Origin of the sequence: Bartonella sp. AP57NXGY, assembly GCF_042195805.1 — a bacterium.
Taxonomy (GTDB): domain Bacteria; phylum Pseudomonadota; class Alphaproteobacteria; order Rhizobiales; family Rhizobiaceae; genus Bartonella.
Window position 1 is genome coordinate 16397 of record NZ_JBHIOZ010000007.1, and the last position, 23417, is coordinate 39813.

The 23417-nt window shown below is 35.5% G+C and carries 19 protein-coding genes; 8 read left to right on the forward strand and 11 right to left on the reverse strand.

What is annotated here, in order from left to right:
• Positions 1 to 197 precede the first annotated feature (197 nt).
• Positions 198 to 1622 (reverse strand): metalloprotease TldD, encoded by a 1425-nt coding sequence (gene tldD, locus ACFIL8_RS02110; protein WP_375688820.1) that lies wholly within the window; start codon positions 1620 to 1622, stop codon positions 198 to 200.
• Positions 1623 to 1732: 110 nt separating this feature from the next.
• Positions 1733 to 2272: an invasion associated locus B family protein gene (locus tag ACFIL8_RS02115; RefSeq protein WP_375628307.1), complete on the reverse strand. Its 540-nt coding sequence runs from the start codon at positions 2270 to 2272 to the stop codon at positions 1733 to 1735.
• A 344-nt stretch (positions 2273 to 2616) separates the two neighbouring features.
• Here ACFIL8_RS02115 and cyoE point away from each other — a divergent pair, with 344 nt between their 5' ends.
• The 4 genes from cyoE to rnhA all read left to right on the forward strand — a co-directional run bounded on the left by cyoE (position 2617) and on the right by rnhA (position 6222).
• Complete coding sequence (gene cyoE / locus ACFIL8_RS02120) at positions 2617 to 3552, forward strand: heme o synthase (RefSeq protein ID WP_375613023.1); 936 nt, start codon at positions 2617 to 2619, stop codon at positions 3550 to 3552.
• 182 nt (positions 3553 to 3734) lie between these two features.
• Complete coding sequence (gene ispH / locus ACFIL8_RS02125; RefSeq protein WP_375611130.1) at positions 3735 to 4790, forward strand: 4-hydroxy-3-methylbut-2-enyl diphosphate reductase; 1056 nt, start codon at positions 3735 to 3737, stop codon at positions 4788 to 4790.
• Complete coding sequence (locus ACFIL8_RS02130; RefSeq protein ID WP_375613022.1) at positions 4790 to 5749, forward strand: homoserine kinase; 960 nt, start codon at positions 4790 to 4792, stop codon at positions 5747 to 5749. The genes ispH and ACFIL8_RS02130 overlap by 1 nt, the downstream gene beginning before the upstream one ends.
• A gap of 5 nt (positions 5750 to 5754) precedes the next feature.
• Positions 5755 to 6222 carry a ribonuclease HI gene (gene rnhA / locus ACFIL8_RS02135; protein ID WP_375613021.1) on the forward strand — a complete coding sequence of 156 codons (468 nt, stop codon included), beginning with the start codon at positions 5755 to 5757 and terminating at the stop codon, positions 6220 to 6222.
• A 26-nt stretch (positions 6223 to 6248) separates the two neighbouring features.
• Here rnhA and ACFIL8_RS02140 read toward each other — a convergent pair whose 3' ends face one another.
• Positions 6249 to 7127, reverse strand: a complete 879-nt coding sequence (locus ACFIL8_RS02140; protein ID WP_375628302.1) for a protein-disulfide reductase DsbD domain-containing protein — start codon at positions 7125 to 7127, stop codon at positions 6249 to 6251.
• Positions 7128 to 7198: 71 nt separating this feature from the next.
• Here ACFIL8_RS02140 and ACFIL8_RS02145 point away from each other — a divergent pair, with 71 nt between their 5' ends.
• Complete coding sequence (locus ACFIL8_RS02145) at positions 7199 to 7783, forward strand: YqgE/AlgH family protein (protein ID WP_375613019.1); 585 nt, start codon at positions 7199 to 7201, stop codon at positions 7781 to 7783.
• 42 nt (positions 7784 to 7825) lie between these two features.
• Here ACFIL8_RS02145 and ACFIL8_RS02150 read toward each other — a convergent pair whose 3' ends face one another.
• The 7 genes from ACFIL8_RS02150 to ACFIL8_RS02180 all read right to left on the reverse strand — a co-directional run bounded on the left by ACFIL8_RS02150 (position 7826) and on the right by ACFIL8_RS02180 (position 18673).
• A complete protein-coding gene (locus ACFIL8_RS02150; protein ID WP_375672014.1) occupies positions 7826 to 10711 on the reverse strand; it encodes an EAL domain-containing protein in 2886 nt (961 codons plus the stop codon).
• Positions 10712 to 11109: 398 nt separating this feature from the next.
• The gene (locus ACFIL8_RS02155) at positions 11110 to 12384 is read right to left on the reverse strand and encodes a M16 family metallopeptidase (protein WP_375611135.1); all 1275 of its coding nucleotides are present in this window, start codon (positions 12382 to 12384) and stop codon (positions 11110 to 11112) included.
• Positions 12385 to 12467: 83 nt separating this feature from the next.
• Positions 12468 to 13865, reverse strand: a complete 1398-nt coding sequence (gene thrC, locus ACFIL8_RS02160) for a threonine synthase (RefSeq protein ID WP_375613018.1) — start codon at positions 13863 to 13865, stop codon at positions 12468 to 12470.
• Positions 13866 to 14502: 637 nt separating this feature from the next.
• On the reverse strand, positions 14503 to 14865 hold the full coding sequence (locus tag ACFIL8_RS02165; protein WP_375688822.1) for a hypothetical protein: 363 nt from the start codon (positions 14863 to 14865) through the stop codon (positions 14503 to 14505).
• A 209-nt stretch (positions 14866 to 15074) separates the two neighbouring features.
• Positions 15075 to 15437 carry a hypothetical protein gene (locus tag ACFIL8_RS02170; RefSeq protein WP_375628296.1) on the reverse strand — a complete coding sequence of 121 codons (363 nt, stop codon included), beginning with the start codon at positions 15435 to 15437 and terminating at the stop codon, positions 15075 to 15077.
• Between the two features lie 189 nt (positions 15438 to 15626).
• Positions 15627 to 15983, reverse strand: coding sequence for a hypothetical protein (locus ACFIL8_RS02175; RefSeq protein WP_375613015.1), 357 nt, complete (start codon positions 15981 to 15983; stop codon positions 15627 to 15629).
• A gap of 1994 nt (positions 15984 to 17977) precedes the next feature.
• Positions 17978 to 18673, reverse strand: a complete 696-nt coding sequence (locus ACFIL8_RS02180; protein ID WP_375613014.1) for an HAD family hydrolase — start codon at positions 18671 to 18673, stop codon at positions 17978 to 17980.
• Positions 18674 to 19042: 369 nt separating this feature from the next.
• Between ACFIL8_RS02180 and ACFIL8_RS02185 the strand changes: the two genes are divergently transcribed.
• A complete protein-coding gene (locus ACFIL8_RS02185) occupies positions 19043 to 20131 on the forward strand; it encodes a site-specific DNA-methyltransferase (RefSeq protein ID WP_375613050.1) in 1089 nt (362 codons plus the stop codon).
• Between the two features lie 755 nt (positions 20132 to 20886).
• Here ACFIL8_RS02185 and mutY read toward each other — a convergent pair.
• Positions 20887 to 21945 carry an A/G-specific adenine glycosylase gene (gene mutY, locus ACFIL8_RS02190; protein ID WP_375620664.1) on the reverse strand — a complete coding sequence of 353 codons (1059 nt, stop codon included), beginning with the start codon at positions 21943 to 21945 and terminating at the stop codon, positions 20887 to 20889.
• A 203-nt stretch (positions 21946 to 22148) separates the two neighbouring features.
• On the opposite strand from mutY, the gene ACFIL8_RS02195 reads away from it, so the two are divergent.
• A complete protein-coding gene (locus tag ACFIL8_RS02195) occupies positions 22149 to 22649 on the forward strand; it encodes a DUF721 domain-containing protein (RefSeq protein ID WP_375638055.1) in 501 nt (166 codons plus the stop codon).
• 82 nt (positions 22650 to 22731) lie between these two features.
• Positions 22732 to 23388 carry a DsbA family protein gene (locus tag ACFIL8_RS02200; protein WP_375611143.1) on the forward strand — a complete coding sequence of 219 codons (657 nt, stop codon included), beginning with the start codon at positions 22732 to 22734 and terminating at the stop codon, positions 23386 to 23388.
• Positions 23389 to 23417: the final 29 nt, after the last annotated feature.

Genomic DNA, 23417 nt, shown 5'->3' on the forward strand with positions numbered 1-23417 from the left:
CTGTAACGTATAAACGAATGATTTTGATTGATCCAACAGACACAGATTTAAAATGAGAGAATCTTGCGGTATTCAAGGTTCTAATACAATATGAATAACGCTAGATTATCTTTATAAATCAATTCATTGTAATCTCCCTCTCACAAAATGGTCGTAATAGACGAGAAGGAGGCAATACTGGGAAGGAATGAGCAAGCTTATCCCTCTATAAGCGCAGTTCCACCGATTGTCATATTATTGATTCGAAGATGAGGTTGACCAACACCAACAGGGACATTTTGCCCTGCTTTTCCGCACATACCAATACCATTATCTAGTTTACTATCATTACCAATCATTGTGATACGTTTCATAGCATCCGGTCCATTTCCAATAAGAGTTGCACCTTTGATTGGTGCACAAATTTTGCCATTTTCTATTCGGTATGCTTCAGTACATTCAAAGACGAATTTTCCGGAAGTAATATCAACTTGTCCTCCACCAAATGAAACAGCATAGATACCACTTTTAAGTGAAGAAAGGATTTCTTCAGATGTCTTATCTCCTCCTAGCATGATTGTATTGGTCATTCGTGGCATTGGTGCATAAGCATAAGATTCACGCCGTCCATTTCCAGTTGATTTACCTCCCATAAGCCGTGCATTAAGCCTGTCTTGCATAAAACCAACGAGTTTTCCATCTTCAATGAGAACGTTATATCCTGAAGGTGTCCCCTCATCATCGACAGTGAGAGAGCCACGGCATTGTGGAATTGTTCCATCATCAACAACTGTAACACCTTTTGCTGCAACTTGTTGTCCTAAAAGTCCAGCAAAAGCGGATGTTTTTTTACGGTTAAAGTCGCCTTCTAAACCATGACCTACGGCTTCATGGAGCATAACACCAGGCCATCCGTTAGCTAAGACAACATCAAAAGATCCAGCAGGTGCTGCTTCTGCTTCTAAATTTATTAAAGCCATACGTAAGGCTTCATCCGCGGCTTTTTTCCAATTGTCTTCATGAATAAATTGGTTAAATGCTTGTCTCCCTCCACATCCATAAAAACCATTTTCACGACGATTGCCTTCAGCTGCGACCACAGATATAGAAAGTCGCACAAGGGGACGAATATCACGAACCAAATAACCATCTGCACGTAAAATTTCAACATGTTGTAGCGAGCCGGAAAGAGAAACAGTCACCTGATGCAATTTATCATTTTTAGCACGTAAATAGGCATCAATTTTTTGCAAAAGAGCACTTTTTTCTTCAAATGATGGAGCATCAAGGGGATTATGCGGTTGATAAAGCCTTTTGTTTGTTTGTTGAGGTGCTATGCTATAAGTCCCTGCATGATTATTATAGGTAACAGCTTTAGCAGCTTCACTGGCACGTTTGAGTGCAGCAGCTGATAACTCACTAGAGTGAGCATATCCAGTAGCCTCTCCAGCAACAACGCGTAGTCCAAATCCCATATCTTGATGAAATGAGCCGTTTTTAAGCTGTCCATTATCAAATAAAAGAGCTTCGCTTTCTGTATACTCAAGGTAAAGCTCACCATCATCAGCATGATGAAGTGTTTCCTGTATAAGTGATTGCACTTTAGAGGAAGCAATATCAAAATGATCAATCAGCGATTTCATAAGAATTATCCTATTTTTATGGGGGCTTCGAAGATTTTTATCAATCTAATTTTAAGAATCTTTCAAAATATACGATGAGATTTTGATTGTTTAAAATGTATTGATTTCATTCATGTCGGTAAGGTTGCATAGGCGTCGCCAAGACCATGAAGGTCAACAAAACCTCCAATCCCTTGTTCCGGAGTTGTAAAGATAAAATAGGTTGCCATTTTTCCTTTTAAAAAGAGCTGCAATATGTCTTCTTTAAGAAAGGCTTCAGCAACACAATTATCACCAAGACAACGACGATATTCCATTCTGCCCATATTTTTATCGTCAATTTTAATTCCAACGCCAGGACGTAATTCAACGCGAATCGGAACAAAAACACGCATCAAAGCACCTTGCTTTTGAGGAAGTTTATAAAATGTAACGCGCAAGGTAATATCTTGACGCCCTTGTGTGTGAACGTTTTGTACAACTTCACACTGTATGTTAGGTGTACCTGGTGGTAGAGAACACACTTTTGTCCATGCACCATAGGTTTGCGGAGCAGGGACATCTTGTGCATAGGGTGTTTGTGCAAATGCATGACTGATAAAACTACTATAAAGCGTGTAAAGAACAGCACCAATAAAAAAAGTTTTTTTGAGTAATTTATAAAGTATCACAGAAAATCCTATCCGACTCAACACCCACAACCATGCATAGATTTACATAAAAAAATGAATTCCCCATAAAAAACCATAACACAAAATCAGTATTTACCCAAATATATTAATTCATATGATATATTTTTATGATACATTTGTAATGTGGAGAGAACGTTGATTGAAAAAATGTATTTTTATTGCCAATATTTCCATTTACTTTTAGGGGATACGTGCGAAAGAGATATTTCATATTTTCTCAAAAATACGATTGGTCTTAATGGGTCATTTCCATACGCTAGATAATATTTGTCAGATAATATTGGATTTGTGAATGACAGAAATGGAAAAGGGCTTTGAGTGGAATGTCAGTTTCAGAAGAGTTATCGGTTGTGAATGGTAAATCAACGCCACCAAAATCCGGTATTGGTGATTACATCACATTATTAAAGCCACGTGTTATGTCTCTTGTGGTCTTTACGGCTCTGGTTGGTTTGCTTGTATCGCCTGTTCCTATCAATCCGTGGTATGGTTTTTTAGCAATTTTATGTATTGCTGCTGGTGGCGGTGGTGCGGGAGCACTGAACATGTGGTATGATGCTGACATTGATGCTGTGATGGAACGGACTAAAAAGCGTCCTATTCCCATGGGTAAAATCAGCTCCCAAAAGGCATTTATTTTTGGCATGGTTCTTTCTATGCTCTCGGTATTGGTTATGGGGAGCTTCATTAATTGGTTTGCGGCATTTTTTCTTGCGTTTACGATTTTCTTTTATGTCGTTATCTATACAATTTGGTTAAAGCGTATCACACCACAAAATATTGTTATTGGTGGTGCTTCTGGGGCTTTTCCACCAATGATTGGATGGGCCGTGACAACAGGGACAGTGAGTATTGATAGCTTTTTATTATTTTTAATCATTTTTATGTGGACCCCCCCTCACTTTTGGGCTCTTTCTTTATTTTCATCTCTTGATTATGAGGCTGCAGGTATCCCTATGATGCCTAATGTACGAGGTGAACATTCAACAAAAAAACAGATTTTATTTTATACTGTTTTGATGGCATTGTGTGCTGCTGCTCCTTGCTTTACTGGTCTTGGCGGAATTTTTTATGGTATTTTTTCAACAATTTTAAGCATTATCTTTATTTATTTTGCCTATCGTTTATGGAAAGCTGATACACATAATGAAACTATTTTGATGGCCAAAAAAACGTTTTTCTTTTCGTTACTTTATTTGGCAGCTATCTTTGGAATTCTTTTGATTGAATCTCTTGTTTGGTATTTTATCGCTCTTTAGTTGCGTAAAATGAAAGAGCAAATTTTAAAAGAGCTTTTCTTCAAGAAAATGCTGTAAGAAAACACGATAGAGTGTGTTCTTATGCAAAAGATGATATTGCACGTTTTTTTACATTGCTTATTCATGTATAATAATAGGTTGTTTGAATATATAGCTAAAACTATAGAGATTAAGGATGATTTATGTCTGGACTTCCCCCTTTAACGATACGTCTTTGTGGTCCACGTGGATTTTGTGCAGGGGTTGATCGTGCTATCCAGATTGTTCTGCTTGCATTAAAAAAATATGGTGTTCCAGTATATGTTCGTCATGAAATTGTACACAACCGCTACGTAGTTGAGGGATTACAGCAACGGGGTGCTGTTTTTGTCGAAGAACTTAATGAGATTCCAGAAGAACATCGCAATCAACCAGTTGTTTTTTCTGCTCATGGTGTACCAAAATCTGTTTCAGAAGAAGCACGATACTATAATTTGTTTTATCTCGACGCAACATGTCCGTTGGTCTCGAAAGTTCATAAACAAGCGATACGACATCAACGTCATGGTCGTCATGTTATATTGATTGGTCATGCTGGTCATCCTGAGGTGATAGGGACAATGGGACAGCTTGAAGAAGGGGTTGTGACGCTTATTGAAACGATAGAAGATGCTTTGCATTATCAACCCAATGATCCAGATAAATTAGGATTTGTTACACAAACAACGCTTTCTGTTGAAGATACTGCAGGAATTATCGATATATTACAACAACGTTTTCCTACATTAGCAGCACCAGCGGCTGAATCAATTTGCTATGCTACAACGAATCGACAAGATGCGGTTAAAGCAGCGGCAAAGGGTAGTGATTTGTTTTTGATTGTTGGAGCACCAAACTCTTCTAATTCACGACGTTTAGTAGAGGTTGCCGAAAAGTCTGGTGCGCGGCAAGCTATTTTAGTTCAGCGCGCTGATGAAATTAATTTTGAAAACCTAAAATCTCTTTCTATAGTCAGTCTTTCAGCAGGGGCTTCGGCTCCTGAAATTATTATTGATGAAATTATTTCAGCATTTCGTGAGCGTTATGATGTCACAATAGAATTAGCTGAAACAGTGGTAGAAACGGAAAAATTTTTAGTGAGTCGCGAATTACGCGACGTCATTTTAACGTCTCAAGATATGGCTTTCGTTAATGGTCAAGCAAATAATGCAAAAAATGAAAATCAGAATACAGACATGTCTACAACGAAAGCAGAATAATGGCCGTTTATACAGATATTCACCCAAATGATTTAAAAGTGTTTTTAACACGTTATGCAATAGGATCACTTTTGTCTTATCAAGGTATAGAAGAGGGGATTGAAAATTCTAATTTTATGTTAGAGACAACACAAGGGCGATTTATTTTAACACTTTATGAAAAGCGTATTTCAAAAGATGATTTACCTTTTTTTTGTCGCTTGATGCAGCATTTAGGACAGCGTGGAATTCCTTGTCCTCAACCTGTTATTCAAAATGATGGAATGATGATCTGTGAACTAGCAGGACGTCCTGCTGCTATTATTACTTTTCTGGAAGGAGAGTGGATCCGCCAGCCCAATATAGATCATTGTGGCGAAGTGGGGACGGGGTTAGCACAATTACATTTAGCAGGACAGGATTTTACACTCAGTCGTAAAAATACTCTTTCTGTTATGGATTGGAAGGTATTGTGGCAACGTTGTCAAACCAAAGAAGATGCATTGTTAAAAGAATTTGGACAAAAAATTGAGTTGGAATTGGCTTTTTTACAGGAAAATTGGCCATGTAATTTACCAATAGGCATTATTCATGCAGATTTATTTAATGATAACGTTTTTTTTGTGAATCATCGTCTTTCTGGGATGATAGATTTCTATTTTGCTTGTAATGACTTTTTTGCTTATGATTTAGCGATCTGTTTAAATGCTTGGTGCTTTGAGCCTGATCATTCCTATAATCTTACCAAAGCACGTAAGTTATTGGAAAATTATCAAAAAATAAGACCATTGATCCCTTTAGAATTGGACAAGATGGTCTTATTAGCTCGTGGTGCATCTCTACGTTTCTTACTCACACGTCTATATGATTGGTTTAATACACCGCCTAATAGCTTTGTTATTAAGAAAGATCCATGGGAGTATTGGCACAAGCTTTGTTTTTTCAGTAATGTAAATTCGCTAAGTGAATTAGGTTTTTAAATTTTATGGCAACTCAACAAAAAGTCGTTGAAATTTATACAGATGGTGCTTGCTCAGGGAATCCTGGAGTTGGAGGATGGGGAGCAATTTTACGCTGGAATGGTCATGAACGGGAGCTTTATGGCGGTAAGATCCATACGACAAACAATCAAATGGAACTCATGGCGGCAATTTGTGCATTAAAGGCGCTTAAAGAGCCCTGTTTGGTCGATCTTTATACAGACTCAGTTTATGTACGTAACGGTATATCTAAGTGGATTGAAGATTGGAAAAAGAATAATTGGCGCACTGCATCAAAAAATCCTGTTAAAAATATGGAGCTATGGCAAGCTCTTGAGGATGCTAGTTCTTGTCATACAGTTAGATGGCACTGGGTAAAAGGGCATGCGGGACATCCAGAAAATGAACGCGCAGATGCCCTTGCTCGCAAAGCAATTACTCAATATCGTGAAAATGGACGTTTTCCAGCATAATTGCTTTTTGAGAGCTTTTTCTTTTATCACGGAGACGCAAGAGGGGTTGGCTGCGTATGGAATATGAATGTTCCACTTAAGGCGTGATCTTTAAAAGCAACTGTATAAAAAATTTTTTGGTTTATTTCTTCTGGTGTGAAATAGAGTGGAGCACTGAAGAGTGTATATTCTGCGTTATCACTGACTTTTCTTGCTGCTCCAATTTGCATTTCTCCTCCATCTAAAAAGAGAGAGGAAGGAGTGGTTTTGTTGTTATTTTGTATTTTTATAAGAAGGGTACTATTATTTTTTTCAGCACTTATTTTTAGTGCATTCTGCGTCATGCGGGGCAAAGAATTTTGCGCCTTTTTTAAGAAGGAAGCAGGAAGCTGTTTATTTTTAAGAGCAGATGGCGAAAAATCAAAGTTAACAGTAAATGGAAGACAGATTTTGTGACATAATCCAAGAGTGAAAGCACCACTTAAATTTTTGCTTGAACCAGAAAGATTGAAGGGCAATATTACTTTATCTTTATAACCTAATGACCAATCATTTTCTGTTTCAAAAAGCTGTGGAGTAGGATAAAAGATTTCATAAGAAATCTGTTGGTTGAAATTAAAAAATGGTGCCATGCCAGAATTACCTGGATTACGCCAGTAAGTTTTCCATCCTGGTTTAAGCTCAATTTCAATAATGCCTTCTCTTATTCCAGAAAGAGAAGGTTCAGTGATCGCTAATCGGATACGACCACCATCTGATTCATACCAAGATGTTGCGAAAAGCTGGAGTTTTTGTTCTGTTTGAGCATTTACAGGAATGTTAAGTAATTCTAAAACTATGAATGTTAAGCTTAAAGTAACTAAAAGCTTTTTATAAAAGAAAGTTGCGATATTTTGTAAATTTGTAAATATATAACTTTTTTTCATTGGAGTTTTATTTTCCTAGTGTGCTAAATGAACAAATTTTTATCATGTCAATTATGGAGAATAACAGATTAATGAAGCGGTGTAATGGCTTTTTAGGTGGACAATTACTCATAGCAATGCCTGGGATGAATGACAAACGCTTTATTCGTTCTGTTATTTATATTTGTGCGCATTCTGATGCCGGTGCGATGGGCATCATTCTCAATCAATTGCATCACATTGATTTTCCAGAGCTTTTGCTTCACTTAGGAATCATAGACAGTGGCCAAAAAAAAAGTCTTTCTGAACCAATAAAACAGTTTCCAGTTCGCTATGGTGGTCCTGTTGATCCTTCGCGTGGTTTTGTCCTTCATTCAGATGATTATGCTTGTGAAGAAACTGTTTTTATTGCGGATAAGATCTGTTTTACTGCGACAATTGATATATTAAAAGCGATCAGTTGCGAACAAGGTCCGCAACATGCACTGGTCGCATTAGGCTATGCTGGATGGAAAGCGGGGCAACTTGAGGCAGAAATTTCTACAAATGGTTGGCTAATCAGTTCTACATCACCTAGTTTTCTTTTTGAAAGCGATTTAAGCTGCAAGTATGATAAAAGTTTAACACGCATGGGTATCGATCCAACTTATCTTGCTTCTGAAATGGGACACGCGTAGAGTTTTTTCTAAGCTTTTTAACTTTACACGTTATTTTATCCCTTATGTTTTTATTTTATAAGGGAAATGGCTCTGAACGAGCGTAATTAATTCTTCTATGGCAATCGGTTTCGTCACAAGTGTACTTTGAACATATTTACAGCCTTCTTGACGGAGGAAGATTGCTTCTTTTTCATTTTCAACACCTTCTGCGATAATTTGCAAATTAAGATCTGTTGCCATATTAATGATAGACTTTAGAACAATTTTCTTCTTAAGAGAGTCGATTGAGATAAGTGAACGATCAAGTTTAACCATATCAAATGGATAACGTACGAGATAGGTCAGAGACGAATAACCTGTTCCAAAATTATCGAGTGCGAGATTCATTCCAAGTGTTTTAATTTGTTCAAGAAAGTGCGCTGATTGTTCAGGATTATTTCTTAAGACAAATTCAGATATTTCAATCATCAGACGCCCTTTGTGGAGCGGATGGCGAAGCAAAGCGGCACGCAATTGACTGATAAAACGAGGATGAATCATTTCTGCGCTTGGTAAATTAATTGAAATAAAGAAAGATTGTTGGGAAAACTTTTCTTGTACATTTATAAGATCAATAATGGCATTATCGATGATAAATTGTGACAAATCCATAACAATTTGTTCATTTTCTACGATTTTTATGAAATCAGAGACATTTAAATTTCCATAAGTGGGATGATGCCATTCTACAATTGTTTCAAAACCAATAATATGTCCGTCTGATAAATTAAGAATAGGATGGTAGAGGATTTTCATCTCATTACGTTTTATGGCATAATGGACATCTTTCTCCAGAGTATTATGTTCGAGACCCAAAGTGCGAAAATTAGGACGAAAAGGTTCAATATGGTTCCCACCCATTTGTTTTGCGCGAATCATCGCTAACTCACTATCATTAAAAATATCTTTAGCCGTCGACCGGCTTTCACTCCATGTAACCAATCCGATAGAGGTTGAAAGGATTATTTTATTTTCTGAAAGTGAAATAGGTGCTGAAATTGTTTTGTGCAAATGATCTGCAAATGCTGCAATTTTTTGTGGTTCGGTTTCACTGAGTAAAATAATTGCAAAGCGGTCTGCTGAAAGACGCGATAAGGTGTCTTGAAAGTTAATGAGACGATTTAAACGACGTGCGATTATAAGCAGTACAGTATCCCCAACTGCTATGCCTAATTTGCGATTAATTTGGCGAAAATTGTCAAAATCAATCATAAAGACAGTTGGTCTAATTTTGATATTTGCTTTCGCTAAAGAGGTATAATTTTGTAGTCTATCAAAGAAAATTTGTTGGTTAGGAAGTCCAGTTAAGCTGTCGTGGATTGCATCATGCAATAAGCGTTCTTCGGATTTTTTATGGTTAGTAATATTGACAATGGTTCCAATGACACGTGTGATTTTTCCATCTTTTTGCATAGCCGGACGTGCACGAAGAGAAAACCAATGATAATAACCACCACCGGAAGAAAGCCGAAAAATTTGATCAATGCGCCCTTTTTTATTTTTAAGAATGATATCCAATACGGCTTGAAAGCGTTCACGATCATCATGGTGCAAGGCTGAAATCCAGTTGCGCATAGGTCCATTGAGGTTATGAATTTCAGTACCAAAAAGGGTTGCCATGTTTGGATGTACAACAATACGATCACGCTCAATATTCCAATCCCAAATAATATTTCCAGCTCCCTTTGCTGCGAGTACTTGTTGTTCAAGGTCGGAAAATATTCCTTCATGGAAAGCGTCATTAGAAAAAGTTTGTTGCAGGACAGTAAAGCTTATGAGAAGAACAATGAGCACTAATCCTCCCGCTAATGCTGGCTGGATAATATCATTGTTTAAATGTCCAGCTATGCAGGCATAGGCTCCAACACACCAAAAGCTAATGAGCAACCATGTTGGAATAAGCATAATGGCGCGGTCATAGCTTCTGATTGAGAAATAGATGATTAATATTATACCAAGCACAGCGGTAAGGCCAAAAGACAAACGCGCAATTCCAGCTGCTCTGATGGGATCATAAATAGCAAAGGCTCCTAGACTGCAAAACGCAATGGTCCAAGCGATAGCACCGTAACTAAAATGATAATGCCAGCGGTTAAGGCTGAGATAGGTAAAAAGAAAAATGAAGAGTGTAGCAGTAAGTGCTACTTCTGTACCAGCACGCCAGATTGGTTGGGTTGTGAGTGTAACTGCAAAGAATTTATTTAAAAAGTTGAAGTCAATACCAATATAAAAAAGCACTGCCCAAGCAACTGCCGCTGTTGCAGGAAACAGCCCTGTTCCACGGACGACGAAGAGAACAGTTAACAAAAGCGCTAAGAGACCTGATATCCCAAGAAGAATACCATGATAAAGCGTATAAGAATTAATTGCATCTTTATAAGCTTCAGGTTGCCATAAATAGATTTGCGGTAGATTTGCAGAGTTAAGTTCGGCCACAAATGTAATAACAGCACCAGGGTTAAGGGTAATACGAAAGATATCAGAGTTTGCACTAAGTTGACGATCGAGGGAAAAACCTTCGCTTGGCGTTATGGATTGAATCCTTGATGATCCAAGGTCTGGCCAAAAAAATCCAGAATGTGCCATGCGGTAATGGGGGGCAACGATGAGACGATCAACTTGTTCATCTGTTGGATTTGCAAGAGAAAAAACTGCCCAATTTCCGGAAAATTTTTCATTTTTTGCCTGCACTTCAATACGCCATACAATACCATCTGGTCCTGGTGCTGTACTTGTTTGAAAAATAGAGTTGTTTGTATGGTGAATTTCAATTGCTTTTGAGAGATCAAGAGCAGCATCTTGAGAAGAAATTTTAACTGGTTCAATTGCTTGTGCTGATGTAAGATGGACAAAAGAACTAACGACTACAATGAAAATGATGTCAATTATTTTACGCAAACTCTTCACAATGTCCCACTCTCAATATTTTAGGATGTTTAATTTTCATTTCGACTTTTGAGAAAAAACGTCCACCTTTTATAATTTATTTACATAATAAATTGTTATCACTTTTTCTTAAGTTATGTGATTTTATATACAAATAGACCACACACCCATTTGCTTCAATGGAACCTGAAGCGAATGAAGTTTTATATTTTAAAAGGGCAAAGTTAAACCATGAATTTCCAGATTTCACGGATATACCTTCACTTATTAGAATCTTTATCACATGAAGTATGAATTGGGTAGTTTTGTACGCCTATTTGCCCAATATTTCCAAAACTTATTTAATGAGGAGAGCTTTTGTGGTAAATTTTATGATAAAATATGTGATGTTATTGTGATGCTGCTTTGAAAAGAAGTTTTTACTTTAGCTTGTATGAAAGAGTTGACGTTAAATCATCAAAATTTATGAGGGGTCCTACAGGTCCGACAGCAGTTAGTGTTGGAGTGGAGTTTGTAAAAAGACGATGTGCTAAATCAGTTAATCTTTTAGGAGTGATGAGATTGAGGCGTTCAATTGTTTCCGATATTGGAATTGGTCGACCATAAAGGAGTATTTGGCGAGCAATGAGATGTGCTTGACTAGAGGGATTTTCCTGTGACATTGTCAGATTTGCACGATATTGCGTTTGTGCTCGTTGCAGTTCGTTGGCGTGAATATTTTTGCTGACCTTGGAAAGTTCATCAAGAATCACAGGAATAAGTTCTTTGAGCCCTTCTTGTCCGGTAGCTGCGTGAACACCAAAAAGCCCAGTATCTGAAAATCCCCAATGAAAAGCATAAATAGAATAGCATAATCCACGTTTCTCTCTTACCTCTTGAAAAAGACGTGAAGACATACCACCACCAAGAATGATAGAAAGAATTTGGGCTGCATAAAAATCACGCGCGTGATAAGCACGTCCTTCAAACCCTAGAACAACTTGTGTATCCATTAAATCGCGATATTCACGAAAGTCGCCACCGACATAATTTGCAAGATTAGTAAGAGGTGCGGTTGAATGGGAGCGAAAAGTACCAAGACGACTTTCAACTTCTCGCAAGAAACTTTCGTGCTTTACAGCTCCTGCAGCAACGACAATCATACGATCTGCACTATATTGTTTATTGATGAAATCATGGAGATCAGTAGATGTAAATGATTGAATAGTTTTAGCTGTTCCTAAAATAGAGCGTCCAAGGGATTGATGACGAAAGGCTGTTTCTGTAAAGTGATCAAAAACAATGTCATCAGGAGTGTCATGGGCAGCACCAATTTCCTGAAAGATTACTTGTTTTTCTCGTTCTAGTTCATCGTCGTCAAATTTTGAATGCATTAAAATATCGGCTAAAATATCTATAGCAAGTGGGATATCGCTTTTAAGAACACGTGCAAAGTAAGCTGTTGTTTCAATACTGGTTGTAGCATTGATTTCACCGCCAACATCTTCAATATCGGTTGCAATTTGAAAAGCAGTACGGTTTTCGGTTCCTTTAAAAGCCATATGCTCAAGAAGATGAGCAATACCATGCTGTGTGGAGGTTTCATTGCGTGAGCCCACTTTAACCCATATTCCGAGGGCAACACTATCAATTTGTTGCATTGTATGTGTGGCGATAGTCAAACCATTACTAAGGCGACATATATCTACATCCATGTATTTACAACTCCATTAAATAAGCTAAATACCTCATTGTAAGGGTATCAGAATATTCTTGATTTAAATTAATGCAGCTAACTTTAATAAGATGCACGCGATTTTAAAGAAATATAATCTTTTACTATTTTTTCATCATTAGCAAGATTTATAAAATGTTCTTCGTGTTTCATTACATCATTGAGATGAGATGGCCATGGAGCATGAAGGCCACAAGCGCTTTTAATAGTATCAGGAAATTTAGCTGGATGAGCCGTGGCAAGAACGATCATTGGAATATGCGATTTTTTGTTTTCACGCGCTACTTGAAGAGCGACCGCTGTATGTGGATCAACAAGATAGCCACTTTCCTTATAGACACTATCAATTGTTTGAGCTGTTGCAGCCATGTTGCTTTTTCCAGCGGAAAATAGGGAACGAATATTTTTGAGTTGCTTTTCATCAAGAGTAAAGAGACCCGTTTTTTTCAAGTTTTCCATTGCATTGCGAATCCACATTGGATCACGATTGCCACTTTCAAAGAGCAAACGTTCAAAATTAGAAGAGACCTGAATATCCATAGAAGGTGATGTTGTATGGACTATTGGTTGTGTTTTGTAAGTACCACTGGTCAATGTACGTACAAGGATGTCGTTATCATTCGTTGCGATGACCAGTTGAGCAATGGGTAATCCCATACGGGCTGCGACATAACCTGCAAAAATATCACCAAAATTTCCAGTAGGAACAGTAAATGAAACAGCTCTATCAGGTGCTCCTAAAGAAAGTGCAGATGAAAAATAGTAAACAATTTGCGCCATGATACGCGCCCAATTTATAGAATTAACACCTGAAAGTGCTCTTTTTTTACGAAAATTGTGGTCATTAAACATTGCTTTGACAAGAGCTTGGCAATCATCAAAATTTCCTTCAATGGCAATGGCATGAACATTGGAACAATGATTGGTTGTCATTTGCCGTTGTTGAACAGGCGATACACGTCCTTTAGGAAATAAAATAAAAATATCTGAGTGTTCTTTTCCAGCAAAAGCCTGTATTGCAGCTCCTCCTGTATCACCTGATGTTGCAGCAATAATCGTTGCACATCTATTTTTTTCAGTCAAAACATAATCCATCAGTCGAGAAAGAAACTGCATTGCTACATCTTTAAAAGCTAAAGTAGGACCATGAAAGAGTTCAAGGATAAATTCATCTGCTCCAGTTTGTCGTAACGGACAGATTGCTGGATGGTGAAAGGTTGCATAAGATTCAGCGATCATATTTTCAAAAGCTGTATATTCGATTTCGTTATTCACAAAGGGCCACAGAATAGTTTTAGCAATTGTTGTATAGGACTGACCACGAAGTGCTCGTAACGCATCAAATGATAGCTGAGGAAATTTATCTGGCAAATAAAGTCCCCCATCACTTGCCAACCCTGTCATGATTGTTTCCGTAAAGCTTAAAGCAGGAGCTTCACCTCTCGTGCTGATATATTCCATAAGTCTTATCCTTTTTTTATTTCTGGCAAATTGATGAAGTTATTTATTTCACGTTTTTCATAATATTTAAATTATTAAATGGATAGAGCTTCTTTTCTTCTTTTTAATTCAATAATGAAAGGAAATAGCCTTAAGCATTTTTATTTTTGAGATATAAACGCCAAATGTTCACAGAAAATCTGTTACAGTCAAAATTTTTTTCTCTATTATTCATTCACTTAAATTTTACAACGTATCTTCACTTGTACACCTTCTTAAATAATAAAATTAAATAGATAGAATGGTATTTATTGAAGAACTTTTGTATAAAACTCAATCATTCATAGTTATTTTATGCTCTTAATACTTTGTAACAATTAAATCTGCTAAACTGAATGTTAAAATGATACATCTCAGAACTCACATTGGAAGATTTATAAGGTAATTTTATGGCACTTCGTGCGCAAATCTATACTTTGAATAATCTTTTTTAGCTTAATTTATCACTTTGTATAATAATAGATATTATATTTGTGCTATACAGTATGGTAACCTAAAGTTTATCCATAGAAAACATACAACAGCCTGCTAAATGATGGGAAGCAGGCTGTAAAGTATTTTCATTTTAAATAGAAAAAAATAACTAAGTATCTTTGAATTATTTGCCTTTAATTTTTCCTATTGCCCATCCGATTATCCCGCTAAATATGGCCATAACAGATCCAGTCAAGAATCCAAAACCCAAAGCTCCTACTGTAGAAAAAACTCCTAGCGTAATTGGTTCAAACACTTTCTCAAATTTTCCTTCAAAGGCAGATTCAGTTTTTGCTTTATGAGTGAAACTTGGGACATAAAGAGCAGCTATATCGATAGCTTTTTTCTTTCCTTGTTCTATTAAAGAGACAGTTTCCCATTGAGTATCATTTTTCAAATGATTGGCATGAACATTTATAACTTGTGAAAGCAGAAAAGCAACTGCTATAAAAATATTTAATACGTAAGTTTTCAATACTTTAATCATAGTTTACCACCAATACTTTTATTTTAATCTGAATTGAATAGATGCATCGGCAGAATTAGTGCACATCGAGAGAAACAGAAGCATTTAAAGCTTTTTTCACTCTTAGTGTGATAATTCATTAGTTTTTGTCATCAACAATGGATAAACACGGAATATGTTCATAGTTTATATTTCATATGAGAAGGTCTTATTCTGATGAAATTTCAATTTTAACGAGATTTAAAATACAATATTATTTTACTTATTATCCATCCTAAAAACATGCCTATCGTACTTGATGCATATCCAAGTGCCATCCCCATACCAAAAGCCCCGAGTGTAAGAGGTTCAACAACCTTTTCAAATTTTCCTTCAATAGTAGCTTCATTACCCACTCCACGATTTAGACTAGGTCTATAGAGAGAAACGGTATGGACTGCATCCTTTCTTTTCTGTTCTATTGCAGAAACAAAAATATTCTCACGATGAGTACTATTTTGTAAAGAGTTTGCATGCACATTTACAACCTGAGAAAGAGAAAAGGCAGAAATAATGAAAATACTTAATATATGATTTTTAAATAATTTAATCATAATTTACCTCAAATATTTATACTATTCAATATATATGCGTAAATTTATACTTAATTTATACTTTGGATATTTGGATGTAATCTACAACATTTATATTTTGTAGCATAATGAGCTTCATTATGTAATTATTTACAATGAATTATAGCCACATAATAAAGCTATTATTATAGAGTTCTAGACGAGGTTGAATTATTTGAACATCAATACTATGTCCTTTATCCAACTTATTATCGATCCTATAAAGCTCATTACATGTCCAGTAAACAATAGCCCCATTCCTATAGTCATAGGCTCAACGACCTTTTCAAATTTTCCTTCACCTATTGTTCCATGTTCTGTTTGATAATTTACAGACGGAGCATAGAAAGCAGTCGTAGAAACTACATCGGATTTCGCATATTTTACTTGTTCCATTGGGAAAACAGAAAGTTCCTCTTTTGGAGTATCGTTTTTCAAATAGTTTGCATTAACATTTACAGTTTGTGAAATAAAAAAAGTGCTCGCTATAAAAATGCTTAAAATATAATTTTTAAATATTTTTACCATAACTTTACCTCAAATATTTTTAAGTTATATATGTAAGAAATATACATAATGTTTATGTATCTCACACTATATACAAGTAATATAGTTCAATATGTATTTTTAGTCAATAATAAAAATACATATAAAAATATAACTATAATTTTTATAAACGTTATTGTAAAAAAGTAACAGTAATAATTACAAATTATATTTTTTAAAAACTTTATACAATATTTTATTATGTGTTATATATAAAATAACATATGGTTATCGTATAATTTTTATAAAATGACATTAATATATTTTTTAAATACATTTATAGATAATAAAATTGATCAAAATTTTTACATATTAAATATATAAAAAATTATTTATTATCGATAGTATAATAGAAAAAATGAAAATTATGATGTGGTTATAAAAATATTATTAACAATTAAAATATGAATGGACACGCTAAAATTTTATTATTTATAGTATTTATTATAGATAGTCATTATTGTAGAATGTGTGTTCTATAGATATTATTAAATTATTATTCAATGGTTATTTAATTGCATCGTGATATCAGAATAATAATTCTTACTTTACTATTAAATATATACATTTATCTTATAGATAATAATATGTTATAGATACTAAAAAATGTACAATTTTTTCATAGTGTAAAGTAGAGCTCGAATTGGATAGAGATAAATGATATTATCTTTTTATCGCCAATGTGAACAGCATATTACTATGATGCAAGGCAGTGTATAGAAGAATATAATTTAGACATATTTATGAGTGCCGAAAGATCAGCATTAGATAATATTTTCAACACTTTCTTCTTTCCAAACTGAAAAGCCGCTTTTATTTTTAGAAAGTGGATTACTTTTGAAAAGATCTGATTTCATTGCTTATTTAAAAAGGCTATTAAGTGCTTTCGGAAAATTTTAAGCAACTATTGGTATCGCTGTCGCTTGTTTAACATGATTATATGTTTCATATTTATGTGCTTTTTTAAAGAAACCGTTCTCAAGGTACTCAAGCCTATTTTGCAATGATAGATATGATGATAAAGCCCCCATAATATAAAATTCTTAGGGCATCAGAATTTTTGACGTTTATAAAGAAGAAAGATGGCATTGCCATACACTTTTCTCGCTCCTAATGTTGCTACAATTTTTGCCTTTTGAGATGATTCATTAAAAGGCATTTTTATTTCTTTATTTATTTAATTCAGCATATCTAGGTTTGAAATGAGAGAATCTTACAATATTCGGTTTTTTTGCTTAATTTGAATCATGATAAATTATGATTATAAATGAATATATTGTCTGTAAATTACTTGGTATGAAATATTTTTTATAAAATGCACATCTTCATAAGAGTGTATTCTTTTTGTTTTTTGTAATCTTAGGGAGGTTGTACCAATTGATGCTGTTAAAATACTATTTAAGCAGCAAAGTAAATAAGCCTTCAACAAGTTTATGAGATTTGGATTGAGTAAATATAAGCCTTTGTAACTCAACAAGGACGCATTTGTCATTTTCAATAAAGTCTTGTGTTCCATAGATTCCGCGAATTTTAATATTTTTTCCATGATTAATAGGCACATCCCTTACAATTTTACCATAGTATGTGATTTTTTTGATCAGATGAAAGAGGCTAGCAATTCTCACATCTTATCGAGCAAGGCATCGTAATATTCCTTTTTTGACAAATATAATAATTTATCAGGATGAGCTGCTGAGGTTGGGAGTGGGATATCGGAGTTGAGATAGATAAGCAGGGTTTAATTTTCATGAGTTGGCACCCCTGTTTTTGGCTTTTTTTAAAGCACGTGCAATGGTTAACAGACTTATGATTTCAATGAGGCGCTATATTTTTCCTTCACATTGAGATGCAATTCACCCGTGTCGTGAATTACGCATTTATTGAAGTTATTATAAAAGGAGCAGCGAGAAGAGCAGGACATTTGAATAAAAATGCTTCTTACAAGAGTTTACAAATTGATATATTCAAGAGATTTTTTATAATAGATCTCGCCATACTGCCATTGCTTCTAAGACTTCTCCTAAATGAGCATGTTTTGCAATAACTGTTTCTGCACCAGCTTCTGCAAGTGCATTAGAGTGGCCAAGATAGCTATGTGATCCTCCCGTAAAGCCGATGACACGCATGCCTGCTGCTATGGCTGCGTGTACACCATGAAGTGAATCTTCTATAACGATAGTGTTTTGGGGCTCTGCCTGTAATTGTTGTGCGGCAAAAAGGAAAACATCAGGGGCCGGTTTCGTTCTTTTTGTTCCAACTTCAGGTGCTGAAAATATTTTACCTTCAAAAAGGTCATAGAGATCAACCGTGATGAGCATCTCTTTTATATCTACGCTTTTTGCATTAGAGCAGATACAGTAGGGATAGCGTGTTTGGATAATTTCTACAGCTTCTCTTACATCATCAATAGCCCGTAATTTAGTTTTTATTTGTGTACGAAAAATATTAGTCATTTGATCTATGAGATGAGCAGAAATAGGTTTTTCTGTTTCCTGTTCAACGTGTTTAAGAATATCGCGAAAGATAAGCCCTGCAAAACGCTCACTCAATTCTTCGGGTGATATTTCATATCCTGTTTGTTTGAGCAATTGAGATCCAATTTTTGCTGCAAGATATTCAGAGTCGACGAGAACTCCGTCACAATCAAAAATAATAAGATCTATCTGAGGCATAAGATATTCCTTTACATGTTACGAGATGGACAACTTTCATGAAAACGATATTGAGAAGATCTTATTTCATAAAAATACGCTTTGAAAATGATTCTTAATTCTTTTACGAAATAAAAGATATGGGAACAGTACATTGAAAAAAAAATTAAGGTTTCATTCATATGAAAGTTTTTTTTTACTAAAAAAACAAAAACAATCATCAATTTTGTAGAACTTTAACGATACGTTTACGCTATTTTGTAAATATAGATGGGTAATGCGGGCCTATAAACTATTTTGGTTGATTATAGGGCAAATTCAGTTAATTTTGTTGGGTTTTTCATGACAGTTATTCAGCTTCAAAAAGATTTCCTTCGTACTCCCTCACAAATGCCATGGCGCAATAAAATTTTTAAAGGAGATTGTGTTTCCGTTTTAGAAAAACTTCCAAAACATTCTGTTGATATGATTTTTGCGGATCCACCCTATAATTTGCAATTGGATGGAGCTTTATACCGTCCAGATCATTCGCTTGTTGATGCGGTTGATGATGCATGGGATCAGTTTGAGAGTTTTGCTGCTTATGATGCTTTTACTCGTGCATGGTTGCTTGCTTGTCGTCGTGTATTAAAACCCAACGGAACACTTTGGGTTATCGGATCTTACCATAATATTTTTCGGGTTGGGACGGCATTACAAGATTTAGGTTTTTGGATGCTTAATGATATTATTTGGCGCAAGAATAATCCGATGCCTAATTTTCGAGGGCGCCGTTTTCAAAATGCTCATGAGACGCTTATTTGGGCCGTGCGAGATCAAAAAGATAAAAAGTACACATTTAATTATGATGCCTTAAAAGCGGCAAATGAAGATCTACAAATGCGTTCAGATTGGCTTTTCCCTCTCTGCACTGGAGCTGAACGTTTAAAGGATGATTCGGGGCGTAAATTACATCCAACACAAAAACCGCAAGCGTTATTAGCGCGTATTATTATGGCTTCTAGTAAACCTGGTGATGTTATTCTCGATCCGTTTTTTGGTTCGGGAACAACAGGTGCTGTTGCCAAGCTTTTAGGGCGTGATTTTGTTGGGATTGAACGCGAGCAAGATTACATCGATGCAGCATGTGAGAGAATTGCGGCGGTTCAACCTTTAGCGCAACCAGAACTAGCGATTTTGGATAGAAAAAAAGCAGAACCGCGCGTAGCATTCAACAGTTTGCTTGAAGCAGGTTTACTCTATCCTGGAGAAGTTCTGTATGATCGTAAGAAGCAAGTATCTGCTATTGTAAGAGCTGATGGTACGATTATGCATGGTGGTGAAGCGGGCTCAATTCACGCAATGGGAAGAAAGGCTCAAGATTCGCAGAGTTGTAATGGTTGGACCTTTTGGTATTATGAGGAAAATGGACGGTTGAAGTCCATAGATCATTTAAGAATGATCATACGTTCACAAATGTTAAAAACGGGTGTTTTATGAACTAAGCTGATCGCTTCATTCTATTGACCACCAATGTACCTGATCTTGATTGAGATGGACGTGAGGGTGTTTTAGCCTTTCTTAGATGTTTTTTATTGACACACTAAATCTCGCTTGTAAGCGACAAGCGAGTATTTTATGCTTCTTTTAGAAGAAATTAAAATGAGAAATTTTCAATCTATGTTCTCATTTTAGTTCCAAAACAGTAAAATTTCAATATAAGCTTATAAAAATGAAATATCAGAATTAAAAGGTTCATTCAGAAGTTCAAAATTAAGTGCTTTTTTGAATACGTACATCTGTGAAGTGCATATAATATATTGATTATAAAGATAATTTAGCGCAACTCATATCGAATTGCCCTCGGAATATCGTCAAGTTTTCTTATTTCAAATTTGTTCCATATTGAATCGATGAAAATTACTTTCTTGCATGTCATAAACGGGGTTGGCGTGTGAATAAAAATTGTTAACGAAAGAACTAAAAGTACCTCTTATAATCCGTTTCACGTACCAAGGGATGTTGAGGGGGCTGGTAAATATAACGATGGTGCTAACTTGCTCCGTCATAAGCGAAAAAAGGATAGATCCTGAAATTTAAATCTAAAGCTTCTAAGCGTTTCTATCGCTCCTTAATTTTTGTCTGTAGCAAAAATTGGTTATTTCATTTTTTAAAATTTTTCTTTTACAGATTAATAAATGATCGCTAGAGATACAAAAGTCTCCATTAGAAAACATTTTTATGAATAGGGAAGGTTATTTAAATCTAAAAGAATTGGGAAGTGCTACGGAAATGGCTTTTTTCATAACAGTAGGTAATGCTTCTTCGGCAAGATGTTGAATGTTACACCACCAACCATTTTCACAATTCATTTCATGAACATCTTCGGTATAGTAAACATCAAGTTTTAGAGAAAAGTGAGTAAAAACATGCGTAATTTGTCCTTTGAATTGCCAATTGGCAGTAAAGGGTGCGTTTTGTAGCCCATTTTCGTTGTTTATGCCAATATTGTTAGGAATTTGGGTCATTCCACCAAGGAGCTTTTGCGTCTGTCGTTTTTCCAAATAAATTTGTTTCTTTTTATTAAGGACCACAAAAGCAATACCTGTTTTTGAAGGGCGTTCTTTTTTAGGGGCTTTAACTGGAAAAGACTCCGGTTGTTGCATCTTTTCTGCTTTGCATAAACATTGAAGAGGGCAGGTATAACAAGATGGTTTGCGTGGAGTACAAATTGTTGCTCCCAAATCCATCATTGCTTGAGCAAAGTCACCAGGACGATTTAAAGCAGTAATTTTTTGTGTTTTTTCTTTAATTTCAACTTTTGCTTTTTGCAATATTGAAGTGATAGCAAAAAGTCGCGCTACCACACGTTCGACATTACCATCAACCACTGCTACAGGGTGGTTAAAAGCAATCGCAGCAATGGCTGCGGCAGTATAATCTCCAATACCGGCTAGAGTTCGCAATTCTTTTACAGATTGTGGAAATTGTCCCGCGTAGTTTTCAACAAGCTGTCGCGCACATTTTTTAAGATTACGTGCGCGTGAATAATAACCAAGTCCAGCCCATGCTTTCATGATATCATCTTGGGAGGCTTTTGCTAAAGAGGAAAGATCAGGCCATAGTTTTAGAAACTTTTTAAAATAAGGCTTAACTGTTTCAACGGTTGTTTGTTGAAGCATGATTTCAGAAAGCCAAACTTGATAAGGATCAGGACGGATACCTTGTTTTTGCTTTTCGGGGGTAATCCGCCATGGAAGATGTCTGTGATTTTGATCGTACCAAGCAAGGAGGTGCGAAGAAATTTCATACATGATTGCTTTCAAGCATAGGGAGATATAAAATGCAAAAGAAAAAATTATTTATTTTGTAATTCATGTTTTTTGCTCTTTTATTGTCAAGGCTCTGGTGAGAAAAGGCTTTTTATTTTGTTGATATTTCATAAATTGAGGAGGCAACAATTTTTAGATGAAACAAATGATTTTAATTTAGTAAGCGGTTGAACAATGATCTAAAAATGAGAAAACAACTTAAAAAACGTATCTTTTATTCTCTTTCTGAGGCGGTATACAAAATACTTGATCCAGTTTTACGCAAACGGACAGGGCTTAATGTAGCGCTTATAGAACATTGGCCACAGATTGCGGGCTATGATATCAGTGAACATACAATGCCGCTTAAAATTATTTGGAAACGTCGTGCAGATCAAGATGAAGTTTTTCAGCCAGCAACACTTGTTGTCGCATGTGAAGGATTTGCTGCGTTAAAATTGATGCATGAAACAGAGGAATTACTTCATAGAATTAACGGATTTTTTGGCTATATTGCTATTGATCGCATCAAGATTGAGCAAAGGAGTATGTCGGTTTTTATGAATCACTTGCCTCTAAAACCGCCTTTGAGTGAACAAGACAAAAAATGCGTGGAAAAAATGCTTGAAGGAATTGAAGATAAAAGTTTGCACCAAGCACTTTATCAACTTGGCTGTTGCATTTTTTTGGAAAAAAATAATAAATAGAAAGATATTTTATATATTTTTCTTTAATATATGAGAAAGCATTGGATTCCTATTCGTTAATAACAACAGAAAAGTATTATTTATGGTAAAATATCGTTCTTTTTTATCTTTCGGGATAATTTTTCTCTTCATAACGATTGTACAAAACAGTGTAACAGTTGCTTTAGCGCGTGATCCCAAATCAGTGGCAACTGTTGATATGGCAGAGCTTCTCCAATCGGGTAAAGTAAAGGATCGCTTTGAGGGAGAGGCGGATGCACCAGTCGTCATTGTTGAGTATGCTTCGTTGACATGTACCCATTGTGCGCATTTTTATAATGATATACTTCCCCAAATTCGTAAAAAATATATCAAAACAGGAAAAGTAAAACTTATTTTCCGAGAATATGCTTTTGATCCTCGGGCAACAGCAGGTTTTATGTTGGCACGGTGTGCACCGGAAGATCGCTATTTTCCTTTGATAGAAGTTTTATTTCAAAAACAAAATGAATGGGCTTTCGGAAAAAATGCTCTAACACCATTGAAGAAAATTGGCTTAATGGCTGGTTTTACAGATGAAAGTTTTACTGCGTGTTTGAAAAATCAGTCCATTTTAGATGAAGTAAATGCATCTTTTGAACGCGGTAAAGAGCTTGGTGTCACAGCAACACCTACTTTCTTTATTAATGGTAGTAAATATGAAGGTGCCATGAAAGTAGAAGAATTTTTTTCGGTGATTGATAGTTTTCTAAAAAACTGAATCTTAATCTTCCAGAAGATGGATAGTGA